We start from the raw sequence: 13473 nt of genomic DNA, 5'->3' as shown, positions 1-13473 counted from the left end.
TCAGCGAAGTTTAATCAATCGCTGCAATCGCGTCGTTCAGTGCGGCGACAGTCGCCGGACCATCACGCTCACCATCGACATATTCACGCACCAGACGGTTGATCACCATGCTGTTGATGATCTTGGATGCGGCTGCCAATTGACCATCAGCCACGCCCCAACGCTGCGCCACGTCCAGACCGCCAACGATCTCCTCGATCATTGCCGCATCATAGAGGTTACCCAACGGCGCTTTGCGGTCTACACCAACGTCCAATGTCGCCCAAAGGTCGGCGAACTGCGTTGGATTGCCGGCCGTGCCGCGACGCACAGGGAACTTGCCCTCTGGCGCAATGGCAAGCGTCTGCCCATAGCCTTCGTTCATCGAATAGGCCACGAACTCCATCGCCGCATCAGTCTGTGCATCAGACGAGATACCAAAATAGCGGATGTCACCCCATGCCGCGCCATCAGCGTTGGACGGGCCCGCAAAGTTAGTTACGATACCTGTGGCAGCCGCCAGATCACGCGATGTCGGATCGTCATTGATCGTGGGTGGAGCGCTGTCACGCAGACCAGCCAGTTCATCAAGGATGAACGGTGACCAAATAATCATCGCCGCATTGCCCGAGAAGTAAAGTGTACGGGACTGATCCCAGTAAAGCTCACCTTCCGGAGATGCGTCCACGATGGCCTTATAGAATTCCAAGACTTCAATCGTCTTGGCTTCGTCCAGCGGCTGAACGCCATCTGCGCCCACAGGAGACACACCGTTGGCGAGGAACACATGCTCAAGCACTTGGCTCATGAAGCTTTCGTCGATCTTGGTCGGTGCAACGAAGCCATACATTTCAGGCGGGTTGTGCAAGGCTTCTAGCGCAGCGATGACATTGGCGTAGCTGTTTGGTGGCTCAAGGCCCGCCTCTTGGAACTTGTCAGCGCGGTACACGACCATCTGCGTCCAGCCATCAACCGGAACTGAGGCATAGCCGCCGTTTGAGGCCGCCATGTTCAACGCGCCGGGTGCAAAAGTATCAGCACCAAGGCCCTCGATGACATCAGTAGCAGCATCGGTATCCAGAATACCGTCCTCGGCCCAAGGCAGGGCATATTGCAGCGGGTGATAGATCACGTCAGGCAAATCGCCAGCAGCAAAAGCAGCCGTTGCACGGGTGCCAAGGTCGCTTTCGGTGACCGGGATCACCTCAACGGTGTGGCCTGACGCAGCGGCGAAATCAGCCGCCATCTGTTCCTGGCGCGCCAACCGCTCTGGCTGTTCTTCCGTTGTCCAGAAGCGCAACTCATCCGCACTTGCGGTCATTGCTGTAAGGGCAAGCGCTGTCGCGGCACCCGTCAACATGATGGATTTCGAGTTAAGATTCATTGTATTCCTCCCTTTTAAATCTCTATTTTCGTCTCAGTCCAACAACGCGATCCGCGCGGTCAGTTCTGTCGATGTAAGGAGCGGTGGTCCGGTAGACCCTCGCTCCTGTAGCGTTGCAGGAACAAGCTCCCGCAGCGTTTCAATGTCCTCACCGCCTATGCGGCGGATCAAGAGATTGCTCAGCCTACGGCCCGATGCGGTGTGATCGACGGCGAATGTCGTAAGTTGCGGCGTCACCATCCCGCCCTCAGGAATTCCGTCATACCCGATCAGGGACAGGTCAGCCCCGATCGTCAGCCCCAGATCGGCCGCGGTGCGATACACGCCGAGCGCTGCCATATCGACAGCGCAAACGATTGCCGTTGGCGGCGTGTCGGTGCTCAGCATTACGAGGCTTGCCGCCTCACCGCCTTCAATCGACATTGCGTCAGATTTCACATGCGCGGGGTCAGTCGTGAGACCAGCCTCTTTCATGCCCGCCAAAAATCCCTCAAGACGCAGGGCGGAATAGTTATACTGCACGCCGCCGTTAATGAATCCGATCCGGACGTGACCAAGCTTCACCAGATGCCGGACCGCATCGCGCATGGCGTCTTCACCAAGAATGTCATGCCAGGCACATCCGGCGGGATCGTGGCACCGTCCATACAAAACGAACGGGACGTCTGCATCGCGTAAGACAGTCACACGTGGATCATGGCGCAGCGTGCGCGGCAGGATAAAACCGTCGGCCTTGCGATCCTTGATCAGTGTTTTGATCGTGTCGATCGTCGCTTCGGGGCTGTCGGCTGTTGCGATCGTCATCGTCCAGCCTTCATCGCTTGCGCCCTGCGACAGGCCCGCAAGGAACGCTGCCAGAAACGGTCGGTGCGCGTCGTGGTCGGACAGCTGAACAACGAGGCCAAGCGACTTCGTTCGACCGGTGCGGATCGCCTGCGCATAGCTCAGGGGCTGATAGCCCATTTTCTCTGACATGCGCTGCACACGCAGCCGCGTACTTTCGGAAATATCGCTGTAGTTGTTCAGGGCACGCGACACGGTCGACTTCGTCAACCCAAGCGCATCAGAGACGTCTGAAATCGTCACACGCGAGCGTACACTCGTCCCTTCCTGCTGATCTATGCGTCTATTCATTTCGCTCCCCGAATCAAACTTGAGTTCCGAAACCGGTTTCGGCAAGGGTTTTGTTAAGTGATGCTCGAAGCGCACGAAACAGGGATGCGTCGCCGACGTGATGGTTTGAAGCCAGGCGAGGGCGAAAGAGACGTCGTTGTAAGCAACCCGTCTAACGCGCCTTACGCGTCATTTGCGTACAATCAAAACGACCCTTGGCACGGATCCAGCCTAGGTCTGATCCGTCCGCACGGCTGACATACCCAAGGGCAGGCGCTTTTGCGTCTCCCCCTTGGGTCGGCGCGGTGGTGCCGCGATTGAAATAAACCCCGCTTGACTCCCCCGCAAACGGGCGTATAAGCGCGGCTTCATTGGTGTTGGTGGCCCTCGCAAGAGGTTGCCTGTCATGTCGGCAAAATCCGGCAAGAGGACAACGCCCTTCTAAACCTTAAGAAGGAGAACAGCCGTGACTAAACGTACGTCTGCCAAACATAAAATTGACCGTCGCATGGGCGAAAACATCTGGGGCCGTCCTAAATCCCCAGTTAATCGTCGCGAATATGGCCCCGGCCAGCACGGTCAGCGCCGCAAAGGCAAGATTTCCGATTTCGGTACACAGTTGCGCGCCAAGCAGAAGCTTAAAGGCTACTACGGCGACCTGACCGAAAAACAGTTCCGTCGCATCTATGGCGAAGCCGAGCGTGTTAAAGGCGATACTGGTGAAAACCTGATCGGCCTGCTGGAGCGTCGTCTGGACGCGGTTGTGTACCGTGCCAAATTCGTTCCAACCGTTTTCGCAGCCCGTCAGTTTGTAAACCACGGCCACGTTCTGGTGAACGGCAAGCGCGTGAACATCGCGTCTTACCGCGTTTCCGAAGGCGACGTGATCGAAGTGCGCGAAAAGTCCAAACAGATGGTTGTTCTGCTGGAAGCTGTTCAGCTGACAGAGCGCGACGTGCCTGACTACATCGATGCGGATCACTCCAAAATGAAAGCGACTTTCGTGCGCGCACCTGGCCTGTCTGATGTACCGTACCCGGTTCAGATGGAGCCAAACCTGGTGGTTGAATTCTACGCGAAGAACTAATCTTCGCCGACATACCAAAGAGTTTTGCAAAACCCGCTGCCGCCGCGCAGCGGGTTTTCTTTTTGGCGAGGTGCGCCGTATGGCGGGGGGGGAAAACTGCCTACAACTCTAAGGGAAACGCGCAAAATTAACGAAAAATAAACCGCGGGATGCGCGAAATGCGGTTGGGGATTGGGCAAGAACTGCCTGCGTTCATTTCTGATTGGAAAGGTAAGATCGGATGGCAGTTACATTGCAACCAAATATGGTGTCGACCGCCCAGCAGCCGCGTGTGGTCGTTCTGACGTCTGTACAAAGCGCCATGGTGACGGCAGCTTTGACGAAATATGGCAGCAGGGACACCGGCAAAGTCGAGCAACCGGCCGTCAAGAAAGCCACGCACGAGGCAGATGCCCGTGAAGAGCAGGCGCTTGGCAACGAAGTGTCGGGTCAGTCGTTTGGCGCGGCGCAGCAGCGCGCGCTTGGGGCGCAGACGCTGGATGCATCGGTGATGACGATGATCACCACAGCTATCGCCCAGTTTGAGAGCGGCGGCGGCGGCGACTTTGCGCAGGTTATGATGGCAGAGCTTGAGGCCAACGGAGTGGACAGCACCAAGTCCTTCATCGATTTTTACGCCTGAGCGCACACAAGTCTGAAGACAGGCGGCAGGAGTGCGGATGATTGTTGTCGACCTATGGTTGGGTTTTGCTGTGGCAGGACCCTCTTTTGGCTATTTCTGCGGGTCTGCGCGACACGATGCATGGCCAAACGTTGCCTCAAGGGCGCATATTGGCGCAATGGGTCGCTGGTGGCTTTTCAATGGTGCACCGCACAGCTAAACACCTCTGCGTAAGTGGAGGATGTTATGTCAGTGATTTCGCCGCAGCCGGGCATTATGGATATCGACCTTTATGTCGGCGGCTCTTCAACGGTGGAAGGCGTGACCGATGTGGTCAAGCTGTCGTCCAACGAAAACCCTCTTGGATCGTCGGATGTGGTTAAAGTGGCCCACGCCAAAACCAGCCACAACCTGCATCGCTATCCGGCGACGGATCATGCCGGACTGCGGGCGGCGATTGCGGATGTGCATGGGCTGGACGCGGAGCGCATCATTTGCGGTGTTGGCAGCGATGAGGTGTTGCAGTTTGTGACGCAGGCATTTGCCGGCGAAGGCGATGAGATCGTTTATCCCGAGCACGGGTTTTCGATGTATCCTATTTTGGCCAAAATGGTTGGCGCCAAACCGGTTGCCGTGCCCGAGCGCGAACGCACCGTGGATGTGGACGCCATGTTGGCGGCCTGTACGAAAAAGACCAAAATAATGTTCATTGCCAATCCGGGAAACCCGACTGGCACGATGATTGGTGGCAACGAAGTGGCGCGGCTGGCGGATGGCCTGCCGAAAGGCTGCATTCTGGTACATGACGGCGCCTATACCGAATACGTCGAAGGCTTTGACGGCGGGGCATCCTTGGTCGAGTCGCGCAGCAACGTGGTGATGACGCGCACGTTCTCCAAGATTTACGGGCTTGGCGGATTGCGGGTTGGTTGGGGCTATGCCCCGAAAGAAATTATCGACGTGCTCAATCGGGTGCGCCAGCCGTTTAACCTGTCAAATATCCAGATGGATGTGGCTGAGGCGGCGGTGCGCGATCAAGAGTGGGTCGCGAAGTGCCGGACCGAAAATGCGCGTATGCGGGCGTGGCTTGCTGAGGCGCTTGCGGAAAACGGCGTGCCGTCTGACACTTCGACCAGCAACTTTATTCTTGCGCGGTTTGCGGATCAGGCCGAGGCGGAGGCCTGTGATAATCACCTCAAGGGTGAGGGGCTGCTGGTACGGCGGGTGGCGGGCTATGGTCTGCCCAATTGCCTGCGGATCACGGTGGGCGATGAACCGGCCTGTCGTCGGGTGGCGCATGCTGTCAAAAACTTCAAAGCCGAGTATCACGGCGGGTCCAAGTGAGCGCGCCGGTTTACGAAAAAGTCGCCCTGATCGGGCTGGGGCTGATTGCGTCATCGATGTTTTGGGCCATAAAGCGCGGCGGGTTGGCTGGCGAGGTTACCGGCTTTGCGAAATCTGCGGAAAGCCGCGAGACGGCACGCCGGATCGGTCTGTGTGACACTGTTTGTGACAGTGTGGCGGACGCCGTGGAAGGCGCGGACCTGATTGTTTTATGCGTGCCTGTGGGCGCGATGGATTCTGTTGCGGCAGAGATTGCGCCTGCGTTGAAGCAAGGCGCGACGGTCACGGATGTAGGCTCGGTCAAGCGCAGCGTGATTGACGCCGTGGCACCGCATTTGCCGGACGGCGTGCATTTTGTGCCAGCGCACCCGCTGGCAGGCACGGAACACTCCGGTCCCGAAAGCGGGTTTGCCGAGCTGTTTGACAACAGGTGGTGCCTGTTGGTGCCTGTGGAAGGCAGTGATCCGGCGGCAGTTGCGAAGCTGCGTCTGTTCTGGGAAGGCATCGGTGCCAATGTTGATGAAATGGCGGCGGATCACCATGATTTGGTGTTGGCTGTCACCAGCCATGCGCCGCACCTGATTGCTTATACGATGGTGGGTGTGGCGGATGATCTGCGCCGTGTGACCGATAGCGAAGTAATCAAATATTCCGCTGCGGGGTTTCGTGATTTCACGCGGATCGCGGCGTCGGACCCGACGATGTGGCGGGATGTGTTTCTCAATAACAAAGACGCCACGCTGGAAATCCTTGGGCGCTTTACCGAAGAGCTGTTTGCCCTGCAACGTGCGATCAGAACCGGCGATGGCGAACATTTGCACGACTATTTCAGCCGCACGCGCGCCATCCGGCGAGGCATCATCGAAGCGGGGCAGGATACGGCCGCGCCGAACTTTGGCCGCGAGGGTGGCAGCCGGTGACCCTGCGCGGTGTCATAGGGCTGGCTATTGCTGCGGCTGTAATCGCCATGGGCGGCATCGCAGCCGCCAATGCACCAAAATCCAGTCTGCGACCCGTTACACGCGAACATGTGTACCCTGTGGCGTTGCCGGCATTGGCGCCTGAACGGTCATTGCGACCTGTGCAACGTCCGGCGCGGATCGAACGCGCAGGCAGGAAAACGTCCCGTGCTGCGGAGGCTGCGGCGGCTGTTCCCACCGCAAAGTCCACGCCGAAACGTGCTGAGCCCAAAGTCACCCAAACGGCGATGGCGTCGGGACGGGATGGCGCAGAAAATGACACGGCGACACAGCGCAAAAGGCGCAAACGGTTGCCTGAGGGCATGAGTTACCTGTGCAAAAGCCGCAATATCATTGGCACATCCCATGCGCCGGTGCCGGGAAAACTGGCAGGTTGCGGTATTAAATCCGGCGCGATCAAGGTCTATCAAGTCAGCGACGTTGGCCTGAGCACGCCGGCGGTGATGACCTGTGACACGGCGTTTGCTTTGCAGCGATGGGTCGACAGTGGCGTAGCGGATGCGGTCAAGCATTTTGGCGGCGGTGTTGCCAAGTTGAAGGTGGCGGCGGGGTATTCCTGTCGTACCCGCAACAACCGCAAGGGCGCCAAAATCAGCGAACATGGCAAGGGGAAAGCCATTGATATTTCAGCGCTTTACACCAAAAGTGGCGACGAAATCTCGGTTCTGAACGATTGGGGCAAAGGCAAAAAAGGCCGGATGCTCAAAGAGATGCATCGCAGCGCTTGCGGGCCGTTTGGCACGGTTCTTGGCCCCAACGCCGACCGTCACCATCGCGACCATTTCCATTTTGACGTCGCGCGCCATCGCGGCGGGCCATACTGTCGTTAACGCAGCACGAGGCGCGGTGCCGGACCGATTGGGATCGGGCCAAAGCGGGTCGCGCCGCCTTTGAAGCTTAGCGGAATATCGATTTGCGCGCTGTTGCCTGACAGGCCAGCGACAAAAGTGAGCGCCTGTTCCAGCGTATCCAGAACGGCGGGGGCGAAATTTTCGTTGGCGCGGGCGACGGCGATCATGTCGCGCCAGTTCACCAACCGGATTGTGATCTTGCCGGTTGGATACCCTAGATTGTCGATGCGAACGGCGCCGGCGGCGTTGAATTTAAGATCCCCCCAGACGATGTCAGCGCGTTTCAGATCAAGGGCTGTGGGCTGAGGACGGGAGTCCTCGATCGCGGTCAGATCCCATGGACGGGAGAAGGTTGCCTCCAGATCGGCTTGAAACACCTCAAAGCTGCGCGGCAGATCGACGTCAGTGGGCACAAGGAAGGCAGCAGGCGGTGCGAGATCTTGGGCGCGCAAGGCGAGTCGGTAGGTGGCGCTGGGCGTGTCGCTGTTGTCGGGGGCGGGTTGTCGAAGCAGGGCGAGGTCGATGCCTGACGCGGTCAATTGCCAGTCCAGCGAAGAGGTCAGCGCCAGCGTGTCGATGTCGAGGTTGACGCGTTCCACCGTCAAATCAGAACCGGGTTCCACAACCAGAGACGCCTGCATGGTTTCGGTTTGGACGGTGAGTTTCTCGGAGGGCACAGCCAGCGTCTGGTCATTGGGCCAGGTCGCGATCAGGTGGTGCGGCTTGTAAGTCAGCGCAAACAGTTGAAAAAACGGTGCCTGCCACGCCACGCCGGTGTCGGGATCGGCCAGCGTGATGTTGTCGAAAGTGGCGTCGACGCGATAGGGGAAGCCTTTGATTGTCAAATCGTCATAGCCCGCCACCCAACCGTCGGCGCGACGGTCCTCAAACCATGTGGCAAAGCCGGTGCTAGCGCCACGTGAGCCGACAAACCACAGACCGGTTACGGCCAGCGCAACAAGCACCAGAAGTCTTGCCATCCATCTTGTTGTCCACTGGATCATCGCGCGCACCCTTTTCGTCGTCCTGTGTTTGGTGTTTAACCCGACCGCAGACAGGGAACCAGCAAAAGGCGCAATGGGCAGATGTGGGTATTCGGATACGGGTCGCTGTTGTGGAATCCCGGTTTTGAGGTCAGCGAACAGGCGGTTGGCACTTTGCACGGCTGGCACCGCAGTTTTTGCATGCGATCGATCCATCATCGCGGCACCGATGACCACCCCGGTCTGGTTCTGGCGCTGGACGCCGAGGCAAGCGCGCACTGTCAGGGTGTGGCGTTGAAAGTGGCCGCCGGGCAGGAGGCAGCAACGCTGGAATACCTGCGCGAGCGTGAACTGGTGAGCTCGGCCTATTTGGAAGAAACCCTTCCTGTTGTGCTGAGGGACGGTCGCGCTGTGGCGGCTGTGACTTATGTGATTGACCCCCACCATGTGCAGTACTGCCACCTGCATCTGGAAGAGCAGGCGCGCATTATTTCGACCGCCGTTGGCGGGCGCGGGCCAAACACGGAATACCTTTACAACACTGCCAGTCATTTGACCGAATTGGGCATAGAAGATGCGGACTTGGACTGGTTGTCGCTGCGTGTGCGCGAATTGGTGGCGACTTGAAGTAACGTCATGTGGCAGAGCTGAAATTTCTTGGCAGCGCGGGTGCTTGCCAGTAGGGTGGCGCCAGAAAAACAAGTGTCAGGACATGGGCTCATGGAGCAACCGGACCGTCAAGTCGAGCCGAAATTCAAAAGACCTGTAACCCAGATCCTTTACATGCTGGTCGTGTTGGGTGCGACCGGGTTGGGTGCATCCCTTGCGTTGCCAAGCGTGCTCGATGTGTTCCTGTCCAATGTCTATTTGAACGGGTTTATCTTTGTCGTCTTTTTGATTGGGGTATTAGCCACTTTCGGACAAGTGCTGTCATTGACGTCGTCGATCCGCTGGATCGAGGGATTTGTCGGGCTGCGGGATAATTATGACGTAAACGCGCCGCCCAAGTTGTTGGCGCCTTTGGCGGCTTTGCTGCGGGAGCGCGGCGCAAACGGGCAGATCAGCGCGTCCTCGACACGGTCTATTTTGGATTCGGTGGCGACGCGGATCGATGAAGGGCGCGAAATCACCAGATACCTCGTCAACACGCTGATTTTCCTAGGGCTTTTGGGGACGTTTTACGGGTTGGCGACCACGGTTCCGGCCGTTGTGGACACGATCAAGAGCCTCGGTTTGGCGGAAGGCGAAAGCAGCGCTGATGTTGTAGGACGCCTTTTGGATGGTTTGGAAAGCCAACTGGGCGGCATGGGTACAGCCTTTGCATCCTCGCTCTTGGGCCTGACGGGATCCTTGATTGTTGGTTTGCTTGAACTGTTTGCCGGCCATGGGCAGAACCGGTTTTACCGTGAGTTGGAAGAATGGTTGAGTTCGATCACGCGGGTCGGCTTTAGCTCGGGCGAAGGCGAGGGCGGCGACATTCACGTTCTGGGCGCGGCCTTTGAACATATGTCGTCTCAGCTTGATGTTTTGCGTGAAACCATGGTGGCCACGGCGCAAGAGCGCAACGAAGGCGGCGGATCGATGAACGAGCTGGTGGAGGCCATTCACCGCATGACCGACCGGATTGAAACGCAAGCGCCGGCCACGCAGGTTCTGCTGCGCGTGGCTGAGGGACAGGAACAGCTGATCCATCAGCTTGCAGCGCGGGGCGAAGACAGTGATGGCGGCGTGGATGCCGAAAGCCGGATGCGCTTGCGGTCGATCGACGTGCAAATGTTGCGGATATTGGAAGAAATCAGCGCGGGGCGTCAGGAAAGCATGGCGGAGTTGCGCACCGATCTGGCAGCGTTAAACCGCAACGTGCGGCAGTTGGGGCGCGTTCAGGACGGTGGCAAGGCCAGGCCGGTTGGCAAGGTCCGTCGGCGCGAACCGCCTGCGGGTGGCGGCGGGCAGGAGAGCTAAGCTATGGCCCTCAGTCGCCGCACGGGACAACGGTTCCAAGCCTCGATCTGGCCCGGTTTCGTGGACGCGATGACCGGGCTTTTGCTTGTGCTGATGTTTGTGCTGACGATCTTTATGATTGTGCAGTTCGTGTTGAGCGAGACCATCACCGGACAGGAGACCGAATTGGATGCGCTTCAATCCGAGGTGGCTGCATTGGCGGACGCTTTGGGGCTGGAACGCACGCGCACCACGGACCTCGAAGGCGAGTTGGGTGGGTTACAGTCAACATTGAGCGACACGCAATCGGCCTTGGTGGAACGCGATGCGTTGATTGCTTCGTTGACGGCGTCACGGGATCGGCAGGCGGCGGATCTGGATGCGGCACAAACCGCAATCACATCGTTTGAAGCTCAGGTTGCGGCATTGTTGGCGGATCAAGACAGGGCTGCGGGCGATATCGCCGCGCTTGAAGGCGCGCGAGATGCGTTGTCCGATGAGCGTGATGCTTTGAACCTTGCGTTGGCGCAGGCGCGAGGCGAGGTCGACGCGCAAGTTGAGCAAGCGCGGTTGGCGGCGGCCGAGGCGGACGCGATGCAGGCGTTGATCGAGAGTTTGCGCTCGGAAGTGACTGAGGGCGAGATCCAGATTGGAGATCTGGAAGGGCAGTTGTCAGATGAGGAGCGCGCCCGTCTGTTGCAAGCCGCAGCGGCAGAGGAATTGCGCACCCGATTGGAAAATGCTGACGCCGAGCTGACCGCGATGACCTTGGCGCTGGAGCAGCAGCGACAAGAGGCGGAAGACACGTTGACGTTGTTGGCCGCAGCGAAGGCAGCAGAGGACGACCTTGAGATCAAACTGGCGGCGGCGTTGGTTGAAGGACAGGACGTTGGCGCCGATCTGGCGGATACGGTGCTAAAATTGGCCGCGGTTGAAACGGAGCTTGAAACACGCGGCAGCGAATTGGCGTCGACAAAAGCCGAGCTGGCTGCGGCATTGTTGGGCGTGGAGAAAAGCAAATCCACCGTTGCGGAATTGTTGACGCAACTTGCGTCGGCAGAGGCGGCGCGCGCCGGGGCAGAGGCGCAGGTCGGACAGACCTCTGGCGATCTGGCGGTGCTTGAGGCGAAACTGGCCGAGGCTTTGCAGGCGAAACTGGCAGAGGAAAGCCGGGCGAGCGATGCCGAGGCAACGCGGGACGGGTTGCAAGATGTTGTGGCCACGCTTGAGGAGCAACTTGCAGCGGCGGTGGCCGCACGTGAGGCGGCGGAAGTTGCAGTGCAGTCGGCCGAGGACAATGGCAGTTCCCTGCGGGAACGGCTGGCGACGGCCTTGGCAGCAAAACTGACGGCGGAAAACGCGCTTGGCGATACGGGCGAGGTGCGTGAGCAACTGGCGGCGGCTTTGGCGGCAAAGCAGGCAGCGGAACTGGCTGAGCAGAATGCGATGACCGAGGCGGAGCGACGCGACGCGCTTTTGGCTGAGGCCAACAAGACGTTGGCGTCGGAGGAGGCCAAATCCGCGGAAAGCCTGCGCAAAGTGGAGGCGCTCAATCAGCAGATTGCGGCGTTGCGCACGCAGTTGGGCAGCTTGCAGGCGTTGCTGGATGATTATGCGGACCGCGATGTGGCCGCGCAGGTTCAGATGGAATCGCTTGGTTCGGACCTGAATGCTGCGCTGGCGCGGGCGGCAGCGGAAGAGCGCAAACGGCGTTTGTTGGAAGAAGCGGAAACGGCACGGCTTGAGGCGGAGAAAGCGGAACTTGAAGCGCAAACGCAGGATCTGGCGCAATATCGGTCGGAGTTTTTTGGCCGGTTGCGCAGCCTGTTGGGCGCGCAGGAAGGCGTGCGTATCGTTGGGGACCGGTTTGTGTTTTCGTCGGAAGTGTTGTTCCCGCCAGGTGGCGCGGACCTGTCGTTTGAAGGCGAGGCCGAGGTGGCGAAAGTCGCGGGCATTCTGTTGAACGTGATCGACGACATTCCGGAGGAAATCGACTGGGTGCTGCGTGTGGACGGGCACACGGACGATGTGCCAATTTTGGGCGGAACCTTTGCCGACAACTGGGAGCTCAGCCAGGCACGGGCGTTGTCAGTGGTGCGCTATTTGATTGACGCATTGGGATTGCCACCAGAGCGGCTCGCGGCCAACGGGTTTGGGGAATTCCAACCGTTGGATCGAACCGATAGCGCCGAGGCACGGGCGCGCAACCGGCGGATCGAGTTGAAGTTTACCGAGAAATAGGCGCCGTTAATTGACCGTCAAAGACGTCGTGGTCTGATCCAGAATTCGGCCTTCGCGCAGGAGTTTGATGTCTCCGGCATAGGTGCCTTTGGGCCAGCCGCGTTTTGGCGTGCGTTTGCCAGCCGCGCGGAAATACTGGGCCTGTTGTTTTTCGAGTGTCACGGATGTCGACAGTATTTCGCCCTTGGGGCCAGTGATTGTGATGTCCAAAATGTCGCCCGGGCGGCTGCCAAAGCCGAAGGCGAACACCACCATCGCGTCTGCGTCAAACCTAATTTCGGCGCGTCCTGCGGCGCCGGATTTTACGTCGGTGTAGTCGGGAACGCCGGTATCAAATCCCGCTCGGATCAGACCGCCGGGGACATATGCCAGTGGGTCGCCCCAAAGGGAATTCCCGCTTTCGCCGCATGTGTCCGCAGAGGCGTCTGGCGAAAACGGATCAACAACCCGGCCCTTGTGGCGCACCGAGATATGCAGATGTGGGAATTGTGTGCGGCCTGAGAGGCCGACATGGCCCAAGACCTGACCGGTGGCGACCACCTGCCCAGCAGCAACCTGTACCGAGCCTTGTTTGAGGTGGCAATATTGGGTTTCCCAACCGTCCCCGTGGTCGACGACCAGCCCGTTTCCGCAGTCGCGCCCTTTGACATAGTCGGCGTTTTCTTTGGTCAGAAGCTGGTCGCGCATGTCGTTGCGCGTGCCTTTGACCACGCCTGCTGCAGCGGCAAGTACGTCAACGCCCAAGGCCATGTCCTCCAAAGTGGGTAAGGCGAAATCCGTGCCTTTGTGGCCGTCATAGCTGAGCGGGCCACAGGAAAAATCGAGGAAGCCATCGGTGGAATTGTGATCGACGTAGTTCTGGATGTAGCAGGTTTCGCCCACGTCGCAATCAACGGGGGTCTGTAAAACAGGCGCGCCCGCGACCGGAAAGGCCGCGAGCGCGCAAAAAGTAGCCAGCGTCAGACGCAC

Annotated in this window: 12 protein-coding genes; 8 read left to right on the top strand and 4 right to left on the bottom strand. The window is 59.0% G+C overall.

Going from position 1 to position 13473, the window contains the following annotated elements; translation table 11 throughout:
* Positions 1–10: 10 nt before the first annotated feature.
* Positions 11–1363, bottom strand: coding sequence for an ABC transporter substrate-binding protein (locus SHIM_RS14305; RefSeq protein ID WP_054003356.1), 1353 nt, complete (start codon positions 1361–1363; stop codon positions 11–13).
* Between the two features lie 33 nt (positions 1364–1396).
* Positions 1397–2497, bottom strand: a complete 1101-nt coding sequence (locus SHIM_RS14300) for a LacI family DNA-binding transcriptional regulator (protein ID WP_054003355.1) — start codon at positions 2495–2497, stop codon at positions 1397–1399.
* A gap of 445 nt (positions 2498–2942) precedes the next feature.
* Between SHIM_RS14300 and rpsD the strand changes: the two genes are divergently transcribed.
* The 5 genes from rpsD (at position 2943) to SHIM_RS14275 (ending at position 7318) form a co-directional block, all read left to right on the top strand.
* On the top strand, positions 2943–3563 hold the full coding sequence (rpsD, locus tag SHIM_RS14295; protein ID WP_054003354.1) for a 30S ribosomal protein S4: 621 nt from the start codon (positions 2943–2945) through the stop codon (positions 3561–3563).
* A 220-nt stretch (positions 3564–3783) separates the two neighbouring features.
* A complete protein-coding gene (locus SHIM_RS14290; RefSeq protein WP_054003353.1) occupies positions 3784–4185 on the top strand; it encodes a hypothetical protein in 402 nt (133 codons plus the stop codon).
* A gap of 225 nt (positions 4186–4410) precedes the next feature.
* The gene (gene hisC, locus SHIM_RS14285; protein ID WP_054003411.1) at positions 4411–5508 is read left to right on the top strand and encodes a histidinol-phosphate transaminase; all 1098 of its coding nucleotides are present in this window, start codon (positions 4411–4413) and stop codon (positions 5506–5508) included.
* Positions 5505–6428: a prephenate/arogenate dehydrogenase family protein gene (locus tag SHIM_RS14280; RefSeq protein ID WP_054003352.1), complete on the top strand. Its 924-nt coding sequence runs from the start codon at positions 5505–5507 to the stop codon at positions 6426–6428. The genes hisC and SHIM_RS14280 overlap by 4 nt, the downstream gene beginning before the upstream one ends.
* Positions 6425–7318 (top strand): extensin-like domain-containing protein, encoded by an 894-nt coding sequence (locus tag SHIM_RS14275; protein ID WP_054003351.1) that lies wholly within the window; start codon positions 6425–6427, stop codon positions 7316–7318. The genes SHIM_RS14280 and SHIM_RS14275 overlap by 4 nt, the downstream gene beginning before the upstream one ends.
* Here the strand turns inward: SHIM_RS14275 and SHIM_RS14270 are convergent.
* The gene (locus SHIM_RS14270) at positions 7315–8319 is read right to left on the bottom strand and encodes a DUF2125 domain-containing protein (protein WP_054003350.1); all 1005 of its coding nucleotides are present in this window, start codon (positions 8317–8319) and stop codon (positions 7315–7317) included. The genes SHIM_RS14275 and SHIM_RS14270 overlap by 4 nt on opposite strands.
* Before the next feature lie 105 nt (positions 8320–8424).
* Here SHIM_RS14270 and SHIM_RS14265 point away from each other — a divergent pair, with 105 nt between their 5' ends.
* From SHIM_RS14265 to SHIM_RS14255, 3 genes are all read left to right on the top strand, one after another.
* Positions 8425–8949 (top strand): gamma-glutamylcyclotransferase, encoded by a 525-nt coding sequence (locus tag SHIM_RS14265; RefSeq protein ID WP_054003349.1) that lies wholly within the window; start codon positions 8425–8427, stop codon positions 8947–8949.
* 93 nt (positions 8950–9042) lie between these two features.
* A complete protein-coding gene (locus tag SHIM_RS14260; RefSeq protein WP_054003410.1) occupies positions 9043–10284 on the top strand; it encodes a hypothetical protein in 1242 nt (413 codons plus the stop codon).
* A gap of 3 nt (positions 10285–10287) precedes the next feature.
* Positions 10288–12504 carry a peptidoglycan -binding protein gene (locus SHIM_RS14255; RefSeq protein ID WP_054003348.1) on the top strand — a complete coding sequence of 739 codons (2217 nt, stop codon included), beginning with the start codon at positions 10288–10290 and terminating at the stop codon, positions 12502–12504.
* Positions 12505–12510: 6 nt separating this feature from the next.
* On the opposite strand, the gene SHIM_RS14250 is transcribed toward SHIM_RS14255, so the two are convergent.
* Positions 12511–13473 (bottom strand): M23 family metallopeptidase, encoded by a 963-nt coding sequence (locus SHIM_RS14250; protein WP_054003347.1) that lies wholly within the window; start codon positions 13471–13473, stop codon positions 12511–12513.

Origin of the sequence: Shimia sp. SK013, assembly GCF_001292625.1 — a bacterium.
GTDB lineage: Bacteria > Pseudomonadota > Alphaproteobacteria > Rhodobacterales > Rhodobacteraceae > Shimia.
The sequence above is the reverse complement of the archived record's forward strand: the minus strand, read 5'-3'. Positions and strand labels throughout refer to the sequence as shown.

Excerpts from the sequence above, each read along its gene's own strand:
- SHIM_RS14305 (WP_054003356.1), bottom strand. The coding sequence starts at position 1,363 with ATGAATCTTAACTCGAAATCCATCATGTTGACGGGTGCCGCGACAGCG.
- SHIM_RS14260 (WP_054003410.1), top strand. The coding sequence starts at position 9,043 with ATGGAGCAACCGGACCGTCAAGTCGAGCCGAAATTCAAAAGACCTGTA.
- SHIM_RS14290 (WP_054003353.1), top strand. The coding sequence starts at position 3,784 with ATGGCAGTTACATTGCAACCAAATATGGTGTCGACCGCCCAGCAGCCG.
- hisC (WP_054003411.1), top strand. The coding sequence starts at position 4,411 with ATGTCAGTGATTTCGCCGCAGCCGGGCATTATGGATATCGACCTTTAT.
- SHIM_RS14255 (WP_054003348.1), top strand. The coding sequence starts at position 10,288 with ATGGCCCTCAGTCGCCGCACGGGACAACGGTTCCAAGCCTCGATCTGG.
- SHIM_RS14300 (WP_054003355.1), bottom strand. The coding sequence starts at position 2,497 with ATGAATAGACGCATAGATCAGCAGGAAGGGACGAGTGTACGCTCGCGT.
- SHIM_RS14265 (WP_054003349.1), top strand. The coding sequence starts at position 8,425 with ATGTGGGTATTCGGATACGGGTCGCTGTTGTGGAATCCCGGTTTTGAG.
- SHIM_RS14270 (WP_054003350.1), bottom strand. The coding sequence starts at position 8,319 with ATGGCAAGACTTCTGGTGCTTGTTGCGCTGGCCGTAACCGGTCTGTGG.